The sequence below is a fragment of the Acinetobacter sp. AOR14_HL genome (genome assembly GCF_027855175.1).
GTDB classification, from domain to species: domain Bacteria; phylum Pseudomonadota; class Gammaproteobacteria; order Pseudomonadales; family Moraxellaceae; genus Acinetobacter; species Acinetobacter calcoaceticus.
The window spans coordinates 190,383-209,089 of sequence record NZ_JAKTII010000012.1 but is presented as its reverse complement, the minus strand read 5'-3'; the positions used below and the strand labels follow the sequence as shown (position 1 = coordinate 209,089).

Below are 18,707 nucleotides of genomic sequence, written 5' to 3'. Positions count from 1 at the left end.
ATCATGTCGCCGTTTTTTTATGTTATTGGTTTTTTAATCTTTTCTGATCTTTCAAAGGTAATTTCTTTACGACTAAATCATAAGAATCATGAATTAAATCTTGCAGTAAATCGCTTGTTAAGTTCTTATGCGGTGTAATCGAAATCCAGTGTTTTTTATTCATGTGATAACCCGGAATAATAAATGAATAAAGCTCCTGATATTCCTGACTCTTATACGGATCACACTTCACATTAATCATTTTGACGCCTGCAACTTCTGTCGTCAGCATGAACATTTTCTCTAAAATTTTAAAAACTTCATAGTCGGGCCCAAACGGATGAGTCTGTTGACTAAAGGGAAGATTACGCGCAATTTCAATTGCTTTTTGATGGAGTTGTTCACCATTCATTTTTTTTCTCCTTTATTCATTTCGCATGAATAGAAGTTATGAATATTGATTTAATATTATTAGTTCGTACGCGCTAAAAGAAATTGTGAGATATCAACTAATTCTTTTGCATTATCACCAAAATGAGCTAAGGCTTCAAAAGCTTGATCGTGCAATTCTTTTGCATAGATCTGTGCTTGTTCAAGACCCATTAACGCTGGGTATGTCGATTTTTGCACTTGCTCATCCTTACCAGCAGTTTTACCCAAAGCTTCAGTACTCGACGTAATATCGAGAATATCGTCTAACACTTGAAAAGCTAATCCAATCGTCTGCCCATATTGGCGCAATTTTGGAATTGCCTGATCTGTTCCAGAAAAGATGGTGACCGCACCCATCATAATTGCGGCCTGAATGAGCGCACCAGTTTTATTACGATGGATATTTTCTAGTTCGTCTTGAGCAATTTGCTTGCCTTCAGCTTGTAAATCTAAAACTTGTCCAGAGACCATTTTAGAGCTGGCAGTTGCTAAAATCTGCATTTGTTTTAATACAATCGCGGCATCAGTACCCTGCCCTTGTTCATCAAACAAACGACTACCTAAAACCTCAAAAGCCATCGATTGTAAAATATCGCCTGCAAGCAAAGCAGTATCTTCACCAAACGCAACATGACAAGTCGGCTGACCACGACGCAGTAAATCATTGTCCATACACGGCAAATCATCGTGCGCTAGTGAGTAACAATGAATGAGTTCGACTGCAACTGCAGCACGACGAGCGGCCGCAAAATTTGGATTTGGCTGTAAAGAGGCAGTGGCATAACATAAAGCTGGACGCACACGTTTTCCACCAAGCATAACTGCATGGTGTACTGCACTTTTTAAAGGCTCTGGAATTGAGAACGCGGCCAATGTCGTCAATAAATCTTGTTGAATACGTTGTTGAGCTTGTTTTAAAACATCCGCATTAACTTGAGAGAGTGATGACACAGTCGCCTCGATAAAATCAGTAGAGAAATTTTATTGAATGTAATGAAGCATTCATGCGCTACATCATACACGATTCACTGTAAAAAGTGGTTGCTGAGTTTTTAAAGGTAGGCGTAAAAAAGCCTCTACATATTGAGAGGCTTTTTATTTAGATAAAGTTTAGAAACTGTCACCCGGAACACGCACCCAACCTTCCATTAACACACGTGCACTACGACTCATAATGGCTTTTTTAACCGCCCATTGGTCATTAACAAGTTCAGCTTGAGCGCCAACACGTAATGTTCCAGATGGATGCCCAAAACGTACCGCTTCACGTTCGCCACCACCAGCCGCTAAATTCACCAATGTACCCGGAATGGCAGCTGCCGTACCAATTGCAACTGCGGCTGTTCCCATCATGGCATGGTGTAATTTACCCATCGACAAAGCACGGACCAGTAAATCAACATCACTCTCTGAAACCGACTTACCACTCGATGCCGTATAGTTTTTCGGTTTAGAAACAAAAGCAATTTTTGGTGTGTGCTGACGTGCAGCTGCTTCTGAAATATCTTTAATTAAGCCCATCTGAACTGCACCATAGGCACGAATTTTTTCAAAACGTGCCAGTGCTGCCGCATCGCTATTAATATGATCTTGTAATTCAGTGCCTTGGTAACCCAAATCTTCTGCATTTAAGAAAATGGTTGGAATACCAGCGTTAATAAATGTCGCTTGGAAACGACCAATATCAGGAACGTCTAATTCGTCAACCACGTTTCCTGTCGGGAACATATCGCCGCCTTCTTCACCATCATCGGCTGGATCTAAAAACTCAATTTGAACTTCAGCGGCAGGAAAGGTCACACCATCAAGTTCAAAATCACCAGTTTCTTGAACTTGACCATTGGTGATAGGCACATGGGCAATAATGGTTTTTTGAATATTTTTTTGCCAAATTCGAACCGTGCATAGACCATTTTCAGGAATACGGTTTGCATCAACCAAACCATTTGAAATCGCAAAAGAGCCAACCGCAGCAGTTAAGTTTCCGCAGTTACCACTCCAGTCTACAAAAGGCTGATCTATTGAAACCTGACCAAACAAATAATCAACATCATGATCTGGCTGAGAACTTTTCGCGAGAATAACTGTTTTGCTGGTACTCGAAGTGGCTCCGCCCATTCCATCAATTTGTTTTCCATATGGGTCTGGGCTACCAATGACACGGAGTAAGAGTTGATCTCGTGCTTGTCCTGCAACTTGGGCTTTTTCAGGCAAATCATCAAGCTTAAAAAAGACACCTTTACTGGTTCCACCACGCATATAAGTTGCTGGAATTTTAATTTGCGGTACTGAGCTCATATCAACTGTTATCCTTACTATTATGTTCTTCTATATCAAAACAAGCATTCTTGTTTACCCTTCTCTTCATCTTAAATTGTTTTAAGGTCAAGAGATAGCACTCTGCTTTATACATCAATCGTATTGACGCGAGCATATTTTGGGAATTTAGCAATATGCTTGCAATGACTTAATCTAAGCAAAATCTAAGAAAAAAAGTCTATATGAAATTATATTTTTTAGAGCACTTTTCACTCGACATCAGAATATTAAATACAAATGATTGATTTTAAATATTTTTTAAGAGTACTTTTCAGTCACTCGTTATTAATTTGTAGGCTAGGCTAAAATAACTCCATCTATTAGAATAATTTACTTATTCATTGTGAGTGAAGACCTTTGACCAACGAATCTTCTACACTGCAACGAGGACTAAAAAATCGACATATCCAATTAATTGCTATGGGTGGAGCAATTGGTACCGGATTATTTTTAGGCTCGGCGCAAGTGATTCAATCTGCGGGACCATCCATTATTTTAGGATATGCCATTGGCGGCTTAATCGCGTTTTTGATTATGCGTCACTTGGGAGAAATGATTGTTGAAGAACCTGTTGCAGGATCGTTCAGCCATTTTGCTTATAAATATTGGGGGAAATTTCCTGGATTTTTAGCTGGATGGAATTATTGGATACTCTATGTTCTGGTTGCGATGAGTGAACTCACCGCTGTGGCCAAATATATTAATTATTGGTGGCCCCACATACCAGCATGGACTTCTGTCTTATTTTTCTTTGTCGTAATCACGGCAGTTAACTTAACCAACGTTAAATTTTATGGTGAATCTGAATTCTGGCTCGCCATTATTAAAGTAACTGCGGTCATTTCTATGATTGTATTTGGCCTTTATTTGTTGTTTACAGCAGATGTTGGTTCAAGCATTTCATTTAGCAACTTGTGGACACATGGTGGCTTTTTCCCAAATGGCTTTAGTGGCCTGTTCTATATGTTAGCTTTCTTAATGTTCGCCTTTGGCGGTATTGAGCTAATTGGTATGGCAGCGGCTGAAGCAAAAGATCCGAAAAAAACCATTCCAAAAGCAATTAACCAAGTCGTTTTCCGTATCTTAATTTTCTATATCGGTTCATTGACAATTTTGCTTTCATTAGTGCCATGGAACCAATTAGATCTTGGTGGCCTCGACAAAAGCCCATTCGTCATGATTTTTAGCCAAATGGGAATTGGTTGGGCTGCACATCTTCTTAACTTTATTATTTTAACTGCTGCTTTATCTGTTTATAACAGTGGTATGTTCGCAAACAGCCGTATGTTATACGGTCTAGCTCAACAAGGTAACGCTCCAAAAGTTTTCAAAAAAGTAAACAAACAAGGCGTACCTGTTCCAGCCGTATTACTTTCTGCATTGTTAATTTTTGGTTGTGTGCTGTTGAACTACTTTGTACCCGAAAATGCATTAAGTCACTTAATGTATATCGTCGTTGGTGCATTAGTATTGAACTGGGCAATGATTAGTTTGACTCACCTCAAATTTAGATCAGCAATGAAAGCAAAAGGTGAAAAAACTCACTTCCCTGCACTTTGGGCACCATTTAGTAACTATTTGGTTTTAGGCTTTATTGCAGTTGTTCTCTACATTATGTGGAGCCAAGGTTTCAAAGAGTCAGTGATGATGATTCCAATCTGGATCGTTCTCATGTTTGTACTATTTAAATTATTGAATTCTAAAAAACAATAATTCTATATTTCATACTTAAATACAAAAAGCCTCTGTTTCGACAGGGGCTTTTTTATTCATAATCAGAAAATTATGCGCTGTAAAAATTAAAATTTCATCGACAATAAAATTAGAAGTTATGCATATTTATACTGACGCGAACAGTAAGCTCGTTCAATTTCTGGCGAACGTAATTGTTGATGCTTAGTTTTACGCCCTGCCATACGTTTGCGCCAGAGCTTAAAACTATTGGTTTTCAGGTTGTATCTCATTAAACGAATAACTTCGCTTTCACTTAAGCCATACTCTCGCTCAATTGCTTCAAATGGAGTTCTATCTTCCCATGCCATTTCAATAATTCTAGATAAGTCCTGTTCAGCAATTTTTTTCATGTTCTGCCCTTTTGAATTATACGGTAGCCAAATCTGATTTTTAACAAACAACTCTCTGGTAATAACGCTATCTACCCGATTGCTTGCTTGAATCTTTTCATCTTTTGCTTCAGATCATAGAAAGATAAGCATGAATTTTTTGTGATTTTTTAGCGTTATAAACTGTTTTTTCTACAAAGCATAAGTAGTTATAAAACCATTGAGTGGTTCAACTTTATCTATATTCCCCCTTATGCCTAAAGTTTTAATACTTAAAACATGAAAAAGCCATTGCCTTAGCAATAGCTTTTTCGTTTATAATCATTAAATTATGCGCCCTTAGCTTAACTGGATAGAGCAGTTGCCTCCTAAGCGACCGACGTGGGTTCGAGTCCCGCAGGGCGTACATATAATATAAATAGTCTACAGTTGAAGAACATAATAAACATTTATCTTTTTGTAGAAAAAGATAATAAATAAGGTGTGCTAATTATATTTTCTATAAATTTTTCAATATTATCTAAATTCACTTTTGGCAATACAACCAGATTTTCATAAAAAAAATATTGATTTGATCTCAAATCATCTTCAATATTTTGTTTCAATCTAATAGGATCATAAAAATTAAATGTATATAGTTTATCAAATATCTGTATATCCACCTCAAGACATCCTTTTAATTCAACTTCCCAAGCATAGTCAGAAAAATCTTTCTCTATTTTTATGATATATTTTTTCATAAGTTAGTGTAGTGTGCTAAAAATACCATTAATTAAATTAATCAAACATTTTTTTAATTTGGTTATAAAAAAAGCTACCAAAATCAGCTGAGAAAAATTGGAATGTGTTCTCACCAGGAGACCAAATTTCAACTATATTATTACCTTGATTGTTTTTTTCACAATCCAAAACTGCATAATTACCATCACCAAAATGATAAAAAACAATATATTTAGCAGGTAAATCAAATTGCCTTCTATACTTTAATGTAATCCATGTAGCATCAGGAATTCCTGAATTAATTTTTTCTTCATTAATTACTCCGTAAAATTCTTGCCCTGCAATATCTCCACATCCTAATTTTTTTAGAAAATATCTGTAACTATCAGGAAAAGTTATTTCCAAGTAATTCTCAGCTAATTTTACTAGAAGTTCCTCTTTCGTCCCTTCAAAATCAGACTCATCAAGATGTAAATTTATTAAAGCGATGGCTTTATCAACATCATTAATACTCATAGAATATTACCCTCTATATAAAAATTTTTAGCTTTTCCTTTTCCGTACTGCCTTTTACACATATCAACTTTTCCTATTAATATCGAATAGAATAACAGCACCAGAATTAATACTAATTTTCAAATTGACCGCTATATATTATTCTGGAAATATAATCTGACTAGGCTGTAATATAATATTTGATGGCAATCCCTTTAATTTATTCATAATCTCAGTAAGCTCTTTTTGATATGTAGTTAAGTCAAAAACTAGTTCAACTAGATCATTATTAAACAATATTCCCCAATGAACCACGTTATTTACATGAACAACCTTGGCATAAATCCACCCTCCATCATCAGCTATTCCTGAGACATCTGTAAATATTAAATAATCCCCTGAAGAGTAAATGGATTTTTCCAATTCAGATGGTACAAGCAAGGCACCTTGTTCAATGAAAAAATTTAAATCAGATTTATCCGTAGGCCATATAAAGGCTGAATTTTCAAAGGAGATATGACTTAGCTCTATCGATGCCTCTCCTTGAATGATTTTAATGCTTAAACCTAGTTCATTCATATTATTGCTTCCTGTTTATAGAAAAAATAATGGACTTCTTATATTCTTCAATACTATATATTCACATCAACTATAAAAAATTACCCCATAAAAATAAAATTAATAAAATTCTCAAGTAGCTAAATTAAAATACATCAATCTTTAATATAAATTTTATTTGTTATAGGCAAAACGCCCAATTTACTCTGAATTACAGAATTCCAAGTATCTTTATCTTTCAACTCATCTAAAATATAAAAAACAACTATTTTATTTCCTTTAGAATAAAGATTACCGCACTCTCTCTTCAAAATTTCATTTGTAAATACTACTCCTTCATATATATTTTCTTCATTATTATCTGAAACAATAGTTATCATTGTATTATCATCAACAAAAATATTTCCCTTACAAAGATCAGCTATTACCCCACTTACAATATATGTTTCAATATTACCTTTTTCAATATTATCCCACCACTCACTTGTTCCATATAAACCATACACCCCACTTAAACCACTATTAGTCGTACTATCCAGAGTCAAAGCATGTGTAGACCTAATCTCATCTTTCCCATTTTTTTCCAACCATATTTTTAAATCAAAAATCAATTTATATCCTTGATCAATCAGTGCACAATTCTCTATCATTTTATTTAATCTTTATCCATTTTATACTTTACAATCATCTAAATTATTTATCATTTTTAAAAAAATTATTGTACAACTCCTCTCTTCCATCATAGAAAAACAAGTCATCAATTTTTTCAAACAAGTAAAAATCACCTATTATTTCTTTAAGCCCATTAAAAATAAGACCTTTTGAATTAGATTTTAGTCCTAATGATAATTTTTCAATTAATGAAGAGTGGTTGTCACAATATGAAAATATTTTAATTAAAGAATGAATTTCTTCCTTACAAGGTATATCTACCGTAAGAGTAAGCAAAAAAGCTTTCATATAAAATAAAGTGTTATTTTCAACTTCGGGAAAGCTAACGTATCCCGAAAAAACTCTCCTATTAACTCCACTTTGGTTATAAATAACATCATTTTTATTACCATCAGCAGGAAAAACAATATCTTTATTTAATTTAATATAACCCACATAGTTATAGGCTGTAATATTAATTTCATCTTCATTCATATTAAACACCTACAACCCATCAATATAGAATAATTTTAATCCCCACCCTTAATATAAACCCTATTAAGTAATGGAGAAACACCTAGTTTTTCTTCTACTACCCAATTCCAAACATCATCCTCTTTTAATTTATCCAAAATATAAATGGATACTATTTCATTTCCAACTTTATAGAGCTCTTTACTTATAGCCTTTTCTTTTTCATTAGTAAAAACTATATCTTGAAATATTTCTTTATCAGTTCCATTTACTTTAATTGTAATCATGGTACTTCCATCTATAAATGGATTTTCTTCATTTATTTCAACTATTAACCCTCTAACATAGTAATTTTCTATATTACCATTTTCGATATTTCCCCACCATTCAGCTGTTGCATATAAACCATTGTCACCCTTAAGCCCCATAGTTGTTCCCTTATCCAACGTAGTTTGTTGTATATTTTTGATATAATTTTCATCCATCAATATTGAAGAAGATGACCTTAAATCAAAAACCAACTTATATCCTTGCTCAAGTAGATTTATATCTTCTATTTTTATCATTTTAATATTCTCCTACCCCTTACTTATTATACTGATTTTACATCATTTACCATTTTCAAATTTCCACCTAACACTCTATTTATTATAAAAAAATAGGACTTAATAAAAGCCCTATTTCGATAGAACAATATACTCAATCCTTCACTTCAACCAACAACGTTTCAGCTGCAAGTTTGCCTAAATTATTAGAAGCAAGCGGACTATCACCTGTTAACAATTTACGGTCTCTATGACATTGTCCGGTAATACCCTTATTTAAAATTTCCACACCGAGTTTTTCAAGGTTTTCACCAACTAACCAAGGTAACGCACCCGGCATATAGCCAATATCGATATTCGCCCCTGCATCTAAAGCATCAGGGAATACACAAATTTGATAACCTTTGAAAATATAGTTTTCAGGCGCTTCGTCTACAGCCGCAGCCAATAATGCAGCAGGCCCATGACATAAAGTAATAATAAATTTATCTTGTTCAACTGCCCATTTAAGGACTTTTTTTACTTCAAGGCTATGTGGAATCTTAGCTAATGCACCATGCCCACCCGGAATAAAGACAGCCGCATAAGGTGAATTTTCCCCTACTACATTTTCTAAAATATCTGAGAGTTTCAGAGGATTTTTTAACTTGTCTGCATATTTTTGAAAAGTGTCTAATACAACCTGTTCTTGCTTTGGCATCGCCCACATTTCAAGCTTAGCTGGATTACCTGAAAGTGTCGCAACATCAATTTCAAAGCCAGCATTATCTAAATGAAACATCGGTAAAAGCATTTCAACAGGATGATTCCCAGTAGAAAAAAACCTGCCGTTTTGCATTTGAATATAACGTTCATCGGTTGCAATCACTAAGATTTTTTTACTGCCCGTATACGGCGTTGAGTATGTAGTTCCATCGTAATCTGTTTTTGGAGCAGTATATTGACTCAGTGAATAAGGTGATGGGAAAAAGGCATTATCTTCAGCCAAATCTGGAGTAGGATTTTTATCATCAATATTTGCGGTATTCATTGTTACTATCCTTTTTCATCAGTATGGAAAGAAATAATAAATTAAGAGCCAATTCTTATTTCTTACTCAATTTATAGGTGAAGTCATAGAACTGGTGCAATCTGCCAATAGAATTTGGCAATTTTTATAGAGAAATAGGCAGAGTTTTAAATTATAAAATTTAGTTTAGGCGAACCTGTCGTTCACCTAAACTTTAGTGACTACAGCTTTACGCATTCATTTCTAAAACGATCTTTCCGATGTGATCACCCTGCTCCATACATTCATGAGCACTTTGTACATCTGAAAAAGCATATGTTTTATAGATTTGAGGTAAACACTTACCTTCTGCCAGTAATGGCCACACATGCTTATGCAAAGATTGGGCAATTTGTGCTTTTTCTTCGCTAGTACGCGCTCGCATCGTTGAACCCGTAATCGTGGCACGCTTTAAAATCAATTTTTGTAAATCAAATTCTTTTGCGATTCGACCACCCATAAAACCAATAATGACCAGTCGACCATCACGTTTTAATAGATTTAAATTTTTCTGGAAATAAGAGCCACCCACAATATCCAAAATAACATCAACACCTTGGTCTTGGGTGTGTTTCAAAATTTCTTGCTCAAAATCTTGGGTTTTATAGTTAATTGCTGTGGTCAAATCAGAGAGTGCCTCAACTTTATCTTCGCTTCCAACCGTAGCAAAAGTTTTAATCCCTAAAGCATGACAGATGGCTAAAGCAGTGGTGCCAATGCCACTGGCTCCTCCGTGAATCAATACTGTTTCATTTGCCTTTAAACGACCAATATCAAAAAGATTAGCCCAAACTGTGAAGAACGTTTCTGGAATAGCAGCGGCTTGAGTAAACGATAAATTCTCAGGTATTGGTAATACTTGAGTTGCAATTACCGCACAGTACTGTGCATAGCCACCACCATTTGTTAAAGCACAAACTTTATCTCCGACTTTGAACTGTTGCACTTGGTCACCTACCGCAACCACCACGCCAGCAACTTCTAGTCCAGGTATTTGAGTAACACCTTTAGGCATCGGATATAGCCCCATACGCTGTAACACGTCAGGGCGGTTAATTCCCGCAGCCTTTACCTCAATTAAGACTTCATCTGCTTGAGGTACCGGAATATTAGCCTCTTGAACTTTTAGAACCTCAGGTCCACCTGGAGCGGTAATTTCAATAATTTTCATAGTGGTTGGAAGGGTCATTTATATGCTCCATGTTTGATTTATATTTTAAAAATACTGATCTAAGTTAAATAATCGAAGACTTAGGTGGAATTCCAAACAGTCGTTTAAATTCTCGACTAAATTGTGAGGCACTGACATAACCGACTTCATAGGCTGCTTCTGCTACCCCCATTTTGTTGTTCATGATCAACTCACGTGCTTTATGCAGTCGAGTAATTTTGATGTACTGTAAAGGAGAATAATTTGTCACTTTTTTAAAAGTTTGGTGAAAAAGCGATATGCTCATTCCCGCTTGTTTCGCCAGCTCTTGAACCGTTAAATTACGATAATAATCACGCTGAATAATTTCACAGATTGTATAAATCACGCCGTTTCGACTTGCCATGGCAGATAAATTTTTTATGAACTCTCCCCCACAAGCCTGCACTACACGATAAACCAATTCTCTTTTTACTTGTTCACCCAAGATAAAAGTATCTTGTTTAGAACGAAGTAAATTAAGCAATCGTAGAGCAACTTCCGAAATAGTCGCGTTCATATCAATCACTCTAAGCCCGCAGCTCAATTTTAAATCGCCTGACTGAGAGTCTTCGGTAACCAGTTGTTGTTCTTTATCCAGTTTAGTTACTAAATCAACCATCATTTGCGATTCAAATTTTATTGCAATAGCCAACATTGGTTCATTATTTTCAACTACTGTATCGCAATCAAAGGGAATGGCAATTGAAATGAATAAGCACTGCCCCTGACGAAATTGAAAAATATCTTTGCCGATATACCCTCGCTTTACTCCCTGTATGACTAAAACAATTGAAGGTTCTTGCAACACTGCAACAGGTGATGTGGAGTGATCAACACGCATCAAGGTGATGTTGGAGATAAAAGTAGGATAAAGACCTTCTGTTGGAGCCAAATGTAAAAATGCGTCGACCAAATTTTCCGAGAGATGATTTTGCGGCATAGTTTTATTGCGAGAGGTAATCTAATAATCAATATAACAATGAACCTCAAATGAAAACATGTGTCTTCGGTTTACTTTGTATAAATAGGCAATTCAAATCAATTTTTAGGCATAAAAAAGCCTAGAATATTCTAGGCTTTTTCACTTCATCAGATTTTAAGCCGATAAATTAAAGAACATTGCTGCAATCAGAATAATTACACCCAATACGATTCGATACCATGCAAATACACGTAACGTATGGCGCTCTACAAATAGCACTAATGCTTTTACAACAAATAAAGCGGCAATAAAGGCTGCAACGAAGCCCACTCCAATATTAATCATATTATCAGCGGTAAGTACGTCTGCATTTTTGATCAAGTCAAAAGTTGCTGCGCCCAACATGGTTGGCATTGCTAGGAAGAAAGAAAATTCTGTAGCAGCCTTACGCGATAAGCCCGCAAACATTCCGCCTACAATCGTTGCACCTGAACGTGAAGTCCCCGGAATCATGGCAACACATTGAGCAAGCCCGACTAAAAGTGCTTGTTTAAAAGTAATTTTGGTCGCATCGTCTGTCTTATGTTCAAACTGCTTAGATTCAACCCAGAAAATAATGAGAGCACCAACAATCAATGCAATAGCAACGACAATTGGGCTGAACAAAACACTTTTAATAAAGTCGACGGCCAAAACACCAATAATGACTGCAGGGAAAAATGCAATAAGTACACTGATGGCGAAATGACGAGACTCGACGTCTCCGCTAAAAAAACCTTTAATCAAATTAATAATTTTTTGTCGGTATAACCAGCACACTGCCAAAATAGCACCTAACTGGATTACCACCTCAAATACACGTCCACCGTCTGAATGGAAATCGATAATATGGCCAAATAAAATCAGATGGCCTGTACTCGAGATGGGTAAAAACTCAGTTAAGCCTTCAACAAAGCCTAGAAACAGTGCTTTTATAACTTCAAAATTTTCCATAACTTGCTCAAAGAAAGTTAATCACTAGAACGACCTAAAATTTGTTTTATCGCAATTGGTAAGCCTCAAATTTGACTTAACACATGTTCAATATCAGATCATTTCTAACGTTTGTGGTTATTGCCCCTAGTTAAAGGCAGTTTATTTAAAGTGCGATAATGTATCACATCATGATGACAAACTTAGGTTAACTATCGTAAAAAGATAAAACTTGGTAAAGAACTGCCAAAAATTTCTCTTGTTATAGATAAAGCTTTTTGCCGCCTCTTACTCTACAAAATGATCTTAAAAAGTCCTTAAAAAAACATGATATTATTGTGATTAAATGTAGCTCTTATCAAAAATTCTATCTGAATGAAAAATACTAAAATTAATGCACGCCATCTTATTATCGATTTGTTTCTTTCCTCAGCCTATCCTCAACTCACCATCAAACAGATATTAATTGCCGCCAAACTCTTTAATGTGAGTGAAAATGGAATTCGTGTTGCTACAACTCGGTTATTAAATGAAGGCATGATAGAAAGTGTCGAGCGCGGTATTTATCAACTTTCGCCATCAACCAAAGAATGGGCAAAAGTCATTTTGAATCGTAAAAATGGTATTAAACAGACCAAAGAATGGCAACAGCATTATCTTGCAGTATTTACAGGTACGTTAGGTCGCATAGATCGCACCGCTTTAAAAAAGAGAGAACGAGCATTACGTCAATTTGGCTTTAAAGAACTCGAAACCGGTATTTATATTCGACCTGACAATTTGGCCTATAGTTTCGAAAAAACATGTGAAGAACTTGTTTTAGCAGGCCTTGAAAGTGAAACAAAAATTTGTGTTATTCAAAAATTTGACTCAAAAACAGTTTCATTAATTCCTTCTTTATGGGATACCCAACAGCTTGAAAAAAACTATGAAATGTATAGTCAAGATATCCAAGAATGGCTTTTGAATTATAAAAAATTATCCTTGAATGAGGCCGCTACCCAAGCTTTGTTATTAGGCCGTGAAACGATTACCTTACTCATGAATGATCCTCTACTGCCCTCTCCATTTGTTAACGAACATGCCCGCAATCAGTTTGCTCAAAATGTACAACAGCTAGACTCGATTGGACAAAAGCTGTGGCAAAAACTTTATGAAAATGAATTAACACATTAAAGAACGATTTATTTTTTTACAAACAAATATTACAACTTTTAAAATTTTATGATTATATTGGTAATATAAAAGATGAATACCAAAATCGGATTTGGGAGAATAAAAATGAATACACAGGTGAGTGTTACCGATCTATTTAGCAGAGAAGAAATACAAGAACTCACGGAGCCTTCAGATGCTTACGGCGCTTGGGCTGTTGTAAGTACGTGGGCCGTTATTGGCGGAACATTTACTAGCTTAATCATGATGTGGGATTACTTACCGAGCTGGGGCAAGTTACTTGCTTGTATGCTAGCTTTAGCTATATTAGCAGGTCGCCAGTTATGCCTAGCAATTCTGATGCATGATGCATCGCATAAAAGCTTATTTAAAAATAAAAAAATAAATGACTTTGTAGGCGAATGGCTATGCGCCCGCCCAATCTGGAATGATCTACACAAGTACCGTCAACATCACGTTCGCCATCATGCAAAAACCTCTACTCCAGATGACCCTGATCTTTCGTTAGTGTCGGATTTTCCTGTAAGCAAAAAATCTCTTACCCGTAAATTCTTACGCGACTTAACGGGGATGACGGGATTAAAGTTTAGCTTTGGTCGAGTGTTAATGGATCTCGATTTAATGAAATGGACCGTTGCAAATGATCAGATCTGGTTAGACCGCAGCAATAAACATCTTGTTGATTATGCCAAAAGTCTTGTAAAAAACAGTAGCGGAGCCATTGCAACCAACATAGCTCTTTATGGTGTTTTAAAAGCATTTGGTCAGCAACGTTTTTATTGGTTATGGCCTTTAGCTTATTTGACCCCATTTCCATTATTTTTAAGAATTCGCTCAATGGCGGAGCATGCAGGTATGCAAACGAGTCTTACAGCCTTAACAAATACCCGTACAACACGTGCAGGTTGGATTGCTAGAAGCTTTGTGGCCCCTATTCACGTCAATTACCACATGGAACACCATTTAATGGCTTCGGTTCCCTACTTCAAACTGCCGCGCATGCATGGTCTATTAAGGGAACGAGGACATGTCCCGACACCACCTAGCTATTTTGAAGTGATTCAGTTGCTTTCATCTAAGTCAGAACGAACGGCTTAAAGCTCTCGAATCAGATTTAGAGGTCATGCAATTAAATCAGTGGCCTCTCTAACCCAAATGTGAACTCAATTCATCCATTTTGCTGTGGGTCTGAAAATACTTGGGTGTGACTCCCATCCAACGCTTAAACGCACGGGTAAAATGAGAAGTCTCGGCATAACCTAAAGTTAAAGCTACTTTTTCAATCGACATGTTATTTTGAGCTAAAAGTTTCTGGGCATGTTGCTTTTTAAGTGAGTCAACCAAGATGGTAAAACTTGTATTTTCAATGGCTAAATATCGTTGCAAAGTTCGCTCTGAAATATTCATGACTTGAGCCACTTGCCCTACCTTTAATGTCTCAATCTCACCATTTACAAGTAATTTTTCAGCAACTTGTTTAACTTGCCATTTCCAGCCACTGTGTAACTTTAATTTTTCTATATCTCGCTTGCATTGTGCGTTTACCAAAGGCGCCAACATCGGGTCTGCACTTAATACAGGCTGTGCTAAATACTCTTTTGGAAATATCCAACTGTTACGTTTTTGATTAAATAAACAAGTGACTGCCAGTTGACTACTTATTTTGGCAAAACCTGTCGGTTCTGGCATTTGTAATTCAACTTTTCCTAAATTGGATAAGCCTGTTAAATTTTTTGCAATTTGAACAAAGCCTACCAATAAAAAAATATTGGCATTTGGACTCAACTGAAATTCCTTTACAGGCTGATGAATGAACCAATATGCATAATTATTTTCTTGTTTTACTTCTGGTTTAAAAACCTCGCAACGTGACCCAATGAACTGTTCAAGAATTTTCAAGGCTTCCCCTAAATTTGGAGAAACCATGGCAGCCATTCCGACTGAACCATAACATGAAGCAGTCATTTCTAAAGCCAAATACCCCGCTAATGCAGGCTCTTTGCACAACTCGATGGCCCGCTCAATGAGCTGATTTAGATGATTAAATTCTACATACCAATATGGTTTTTTTAATTGATCTACTGTTATGCCGCTTCCATCTAAAAGCTGCTCACAAGAGACACCCCACTGCTTAACAGTCTCGACGATTAGGTTAATATAAGTTCCGGGTAATTCTGGATTCATGAGTAACCCATTGAGCAAAATAAATGGCGCGAAATGGTAAAAACTGTCAGTTCATGAACTATGCCATGCTTTTAAATTGATGCATAGTGATTCAAAACAAAATCCGCTTAATTGCACTAGACAGCACAATTTCTGAAAAATACAGGTGCCCCTATGAATATCCTGATTGTCCATGCCCACCCAGAACCACAATCTTTTACCACTGCTCTAAAAAGTACAGCAAAGCAAACCTTAGAAAAATTGGGACATCGCGTAGAAGTTTCAGATTTATATGCCATGCAATTTAACCCTATTGCATCCAAAGAGGATTTTTTAGAGCTCAATCAGCCTGACTATTTTAACTATGCTCTAGAACAAAGAAATGCCAGTAAAAATCAACTTCTAGCTCCTGATATTCAGGCAGAAATTGAAAAGGTAAAAAAAGCTGATTTAGTCATTTTAAATTTCCCCCTTTACTGGACCTCTGTACCAGCAATTTTAAAAGGCTGGATTGATCGTGTATTTGTTTCAGGGCTCTTTTACGGTGGTAAACGCTTTTATAACCACGGTGGAATGGCTGGTAAAAAAGCTATGTTGTGTTTAACACTCGGTGGTAGAACACACATGTTTGGGGAAAACGCTATTCACGGTCCAATCGAACATTATCTATCCCCGATTCAGCGTGGTACTTTGGCATATGCTGGTTTTGAAGTTCTACCTCCATTCACTGCCTACCATGTACCTTATATTAGCCAAGAAGCCAGAGAAACTCTCCTCGAAGACTATGTGACTTATCTCACTCACCTGGACCAACTCGAACCATTAAAGTTTCCAAAACTTGAAGAGTTTGATGACAGACTGTATCCCCTCTAGTGGTATGTTTTAAATCTAAAAAATAGGACAACCGAAAGTTAGTTTTTATTTTCGGTTATTCTTTAAATTACAGACGCTCAAATGTAAAATTAAATTGCCCAAAAAATAGATCAAATGGTAAAAAAATAAAGGGGTATTTTTTCCTAAAAATTTAGAATATAAAACTGAATCAATAATATACAGATGTAGATAAACTAGACTTATCAAGTAAAAATGACAACTAATACTCATTCCATAATCACTTAAATCATATTTTTACAAAAAAATCTTTGACCATTTTTCTTAGGTTTACGATAAAAATGTCACTAAAACAAACCACTTTACTAATAGATTAAAAATATAAATATCAATTAATTAAAATAATTTATCAATGAAAATATTCCTTCATATTTCATCCATTATTGACCTTATTTGTATAAAAAGTGAGTACTCTTCAGTTCATATAACAGATTTACTCTTATTGTAATTATGCTATTTTTGTTACATGGAGTTATCAAAGCTTTTATAAGTTGTAATTAAAAGCTTTGAAGGCAACACAGTTTAAACGGTTTAACTCTGTTACTTTTAAAAAAATGTCTTGAAGTTCAAGGAAAGATTAAAATGAAATTAAAACATCTGAGCACTGCAATGATTTTAGCAACGCTGCCTGCAACTGGGGTTTTTGCAGCAGCATTGGATCGCTCTGGACAATCAATGTCTGCATTTTTGCAGCCTGGTAACTACTTTGAAGCTGGTATTTCTGTTTTAGACCCGGATGTAGCGGGTAAAGAAGCAGGATCAAGCGCAACTCGCCGTGATATTGCCGATATGGGTGAGGATTATTATTTCCCTAATGCAGCATTAAAACTACAAATTAACGATAAATTCTCATTTGGTTTACTATACGATCAGCCATTTGGCGCAGATGCAGAATATTCTGGGAAAAATGTATTTGTGTCAGACTCTTCTAACACAATTCTAGCCCCAGCAGCATTAGATGCGATTCGTACCCGTACTATTGATACAACATTTAATGGTTTAACTGCCAATCAACGTGTCGGTGCCGCTCTGCAAGCCCAAGGAGTTGACTTATCCTCTCCTGCTGGACAAGCACAATTTGCTGCTACTTTAAATGCTTATAATAATGATGCAACTACTAAAGCTGCTATCGATGCGGGTGTAAAACAAGGCGTCGCAGCAAGAGTAGATGCTGGAATAAATGAAATTAATGGTTTACTTGGCAAGGGTGGCACCAAAGTTGAAGTTGATACTCAAAACCTTGCTATGGTTTTTGGTTTTCAACCGAATAAAAACTGGAACCTCTATGCGGGTGGTGTGTATCAAACAATTAAAGGAAACATTAGTCTCCGAGGACAAGCTTATAGTATCTACAACGGCTATGATGCAGACATCAAAGAAACTGGTGGCGTGGGTTGGTTAGCAGGTTTTGCTTATCAAATTCCTGAAATTGCATTAAAAGCTTCTTTAACGTATCGTTCTGAAGTTGACCATGATGTCAATATCCGTGAAAACTTACCTACTCTTCCCGCTCTTTCATTATTAGGGCAAGGTGCAGCTGAAGATGCAATTAAAAATAGCTCAGCAGATACCACAATTACCACACCTCAATCAGTTAACTTTGATTTCCAAACGGGAATCATGGCTGACACTGTTGCCTTTGCCAACGTACGTTGGGTGAACTGGAAAGATTTCTCAGTTCAACCATACAAATTTGGACAACTATCAAAAGTTGTAGGGCCTATTGTCAACCGTCCAAATGGTTTCGATTTAGTTAGCTATGCAGATGACCAATGGACAGTGACTACAGGTGTTGGTCGCAAACTTAACGACAAATGGGCTGGTAACGTTTCTGTAGGTTGGGACTCTGGTGCTGGTGACCCAATCACAACTCTAGGCCCAACTGAAGGTTACTGGAACGTAGGTTTAGGCCTTCAATATAGCCCTACTCCACAAACCTTTATTGCTGGTGGCGTAAAATACTTCTGGTTAGGCGATGCTAAGGCTCAAACTGGTGCACAAGCTGGTAGCGACCAATATCTTGCAGAGTTCTCTGACAACAATGCAATCGCTTATGGTTTAAAACTGGGTTATAAATTCTAAGTTTCAAAACTATTCATATAAAAAA

General features: G+C 36.1%; 20 protein-coding genes and 1 tRNA gene. 6 read left to right on the top strand and 15 right to left on the bottom strand.

Translation table 11 applies throughout. The annotated features are described in order from the left end of the window. Positions 1-22: 22 nt before the first annotated feature. The 3 genes from MKL38_RS13655 to prpF form a co-directional block, all read right to left on the bottom strand. The gene (locus MKL38_RS13655) at positions 23-391 is read right to left on the bottom strand and encodes an MmcQ/YjbR family DNA-binding protein (RefSeq protein ID WP_209735108.1); all 369 of its coding nucleotides are present in this window, start codon (positions 389-391) and stop codon (positions 23-25) included. Between the two features lie 59 nt (positions 392-450). Further along, positions 451-1,362: a polyprenyl synthetase family protein gene (locus tag MKL38_RS13650; protein WP_005036411.1), complete on the bottom strand. Its 912-nt coding sequence runs from the start codon at positions 1,360-1,362 to the stop codon at positions 451-453. 159 nt (positions 1,363-1,521) lie between these two features. Beyond that, positions 1,522-2,709, bottom strand: a complete 1,188-nt coding sequence (gene prpF, locus MKL38_RS13645) for a 2-methylaconitate cis-trans isomerase PrpF (RefSeq protein ID WP_270903524.1) — start codon at positions 2,707-2,709, stop codon at positions 1,522-1,524. Positions 2,710-3,087: 378 nt separating this feature from the next. Between prpF and MKL38_RS13640 the strand changes: the two genes are divergently transcribed. After that, positions 3,088-4,443, top strand: coding sequence for an amino acid permease (locus tag MKL38_RS13640; RefSeq protein WP_003655361.1), 1,356 nt, complete (start codon positions 3,088-3,090; stop codon positions 4,441-4,443). A gap of 116 nt (positions 4,444-4,559) precedes the next feature. On the opposite strand, the gene MKL38_RS13635 is transcribed toward MKL38_RS13640, so the two are convergent. Continuing rightward, positions 4,560-4,814 carry a TIGR03643 family protein gene (locus MKL38_RS13635; RefSeq protein WP_004639076.1) on the bottom strand — a complete coding sequence of 85 codons (255 nt, stop codon included), beginning with the start codon at positions 4,812-4,814 and terminating at the stop codon, positions 4,560-4,562. A 312-nt stretch (positions 4,815-5,126) separates the two neighbouring features. On the opposite strand from MKL38_RS13635, the gene MKL38_RS13630 reads away from it, so the two are divergent. After that, a tRNA-Arg gene (locus MKL38_RS13630) sits at positions 5,127-5,199 on the top strand. Positions 5,200-5,242: 43 nt separating this feature from the next. Here MKL38_RS13630 and MKL38_RS13625 read toward each other — a convergent pair. The 10 genes from MKL38_RS13625 to MKL38_RS13580 all read right to left on the bottom strand — a co-directional run bounded on the left by MKL38_RS13625 (position 5,243) and on the right by MKL38_RS13580 (position 12,391). Further along, entirely contained in the window at positions 5,243-5,533 is a 291-nt protein-coding gene (locus MKL38_RS13625) for a hypothetical protein (RefSeq protein ID WP_270903523.1), read from the bottom strand. Positions 5,534-5,570: 37 nt separating this feature from the next. Then, the gene (locus tag MKL38_RS13620; RefSeq protein ID WP_017392526.1) at positions 5,571-6,029 is read right to left on the bottom strand and encodes an SMI1/KNR4 family protein; all 459 of its coding nucleotides are present in this window, start codon (positions 6,027-6,029) and stop codon (positions 5,571-5,573) included. 138 nt (positions 6,030-6,167) lie between these two features. Continuing rightward, complete coding sequence (locus MKL38_RS13615; protein WP_270903522.1) at positions 6,168-6,587, bottom strand: hypothetical protein; 420 nt, start codon at positions 6,585-6,587, stop codon at positions 6,168-6,170. A gap of 134 nt (positions 6,588-6,721) precedes the next feature. Beyond that, positions 6,722-7,216 (bottom strand): hypothetical protein, encoded by a 495-nt coding sequence (locus MKL38_RS13610; RefSeq protein WP_270903521.1) that lies wholly within the window; start codon positions 7,214-7,216, stop codon positions 6,722-6,724. A 43-nt stretch (positions 7,217-7,259) separates the two neighbouring features. Beyond that, entirely contained in the window at positions 7,260-7,712 is a 453-nt protein-coding gene (locus MKL38_RS13605) for a hypothetical protein (protein WP_270903520.1), read from the bottom strand. Between the two features lie 35 nt (positions 7,713-7,747). Further along, complete coding sequence (locus MKL38_RS13600; RefSeq protein ID WP_017392521.1) at positions 7,748-8,257, bottom strand: hypothetical protein; 510 nt, start codon at positions 8,255-8,257, stop codon at positions 7,748-7,750. Between the two features lie 133 nt (positions 8,258-8,390). Continuing rightward, positions 8,391-9,266, bottom strand: a complete 876-nt coding sequence (gene hchA / locus MKL38_RS13595) for a glyoxalase III HchA (protein ID WP_270903519.1) — start codon at positions 9,264-9,266, stop codon at positions 8,391-8,393. Between the two features lie 208 nt (positions 9,267-9,474). Then, positions 9,475-10,473, bottom strand: a complete 999-nt coding sequence (locus MKL38_RS13590) for an NAD(P)H-quinone oxidoreductase (RefSeq protein WP_209831929.1) — start codon at positions 10,471-10,473, stop codon at positions 9,475-9,477. A 46-nt stretch (positions 10,474-10,519) separates the two neighbouring features. Continuing rightward, positions 10,520-11,416: an AraC family transcriptional regulator gene (locus MKL38_RS13585; protein ID WP_270903518.1), complete on the bottom strand. Its 897-nt coding sequence runs from the start codon at positions 11,414-11,416 to the stop codon at positions 10,520-10,522. Positions 11,417-11,572: 156 nt separating this feature from the next. After that, a complete protein-coding gene (locus MKL38_RS13580; protein ID WP_005036395.1) occupies positions 11,573-12,391 on the bottom strand; it encodes an undecaprenyl-diphosphate phosphatase in 819 nt (272 codons plus the stop codon). Between the two features lie 354 nt (positions 12,392-12,745). Between MKL38_RS13580 and MKL38_RS13575 the strand changes: the two genes are divergently transcribed. Continuing rightward, positions 12,746-13,546: a PaaX family transcriptional regulator C-terminal domain-containing protein gene (locus MKL38_RS13575; protein WP_270903517.1), complete on the top strand. Its 801-nt coding sequence runs from the start codon at positions 12,746-12,748 to the stop codon at positions 13,544-13,546. Positions 13,547-13,651: 105 nt separating this feature from the next. Next, the gene (locus tag MKL38_RS13570) at positions 13,652-14,644 is read left to right on the top strand and encodes a fatty acid desaturase family protein (protein ID WP_270903516.1); all 993 of its coding nucleotides are present in this window, start codon (positions 13,652-13,654) and stop codon (positions 14,642-14,644) included. 48 nt (positions 14,645-14,692) lie between these two features. Here the strand turns inward: MKL38_RS13570 and MKL38_RS13565 are convergent, their stop codons facing one another. Beyond that, complete coding sequence (locus MKL38_RS13565) at positions 14,693-15,730, bottom strand: AraC family transcriptional regulator (RefSeq protein WP_270903515.1); 1,038 nt, start codon at positions 15,728-15,730, stop codon at positions 14,693-14,695. Positions 15,731-15,883: 153 nt separating this feature from the next. Between MKL38_RS13565 and MKL38_RS13560 the strand changes: the two genes are divergently transcribed. Beyond that, positions 15,884-16,582 (top strand): NAD(P)H-dependent oxidoreductase, encoded by a 699-nt coding sequence (locus MKL38_RS13560; RefSeq protein ID WP_270903514.1) that lies wholly within the window; start codon positions 15,884-15,886, stop codon positions 16,580-16,582. Positions 16,583-17,182: 600 nt separating this feature from the next. Further along, a complete protein-coding gene (locus tag MKL38_RS13555; RefSeq protein ID WP_270903513.1) occupies positions 17,183-18,682 on the top strand; it encodes an outer membrane protein transport protein in 1,500 nt (499 codons plus the stop codon). Positions 18,683-18,707 lie beyond the last annotated feature (25 nt).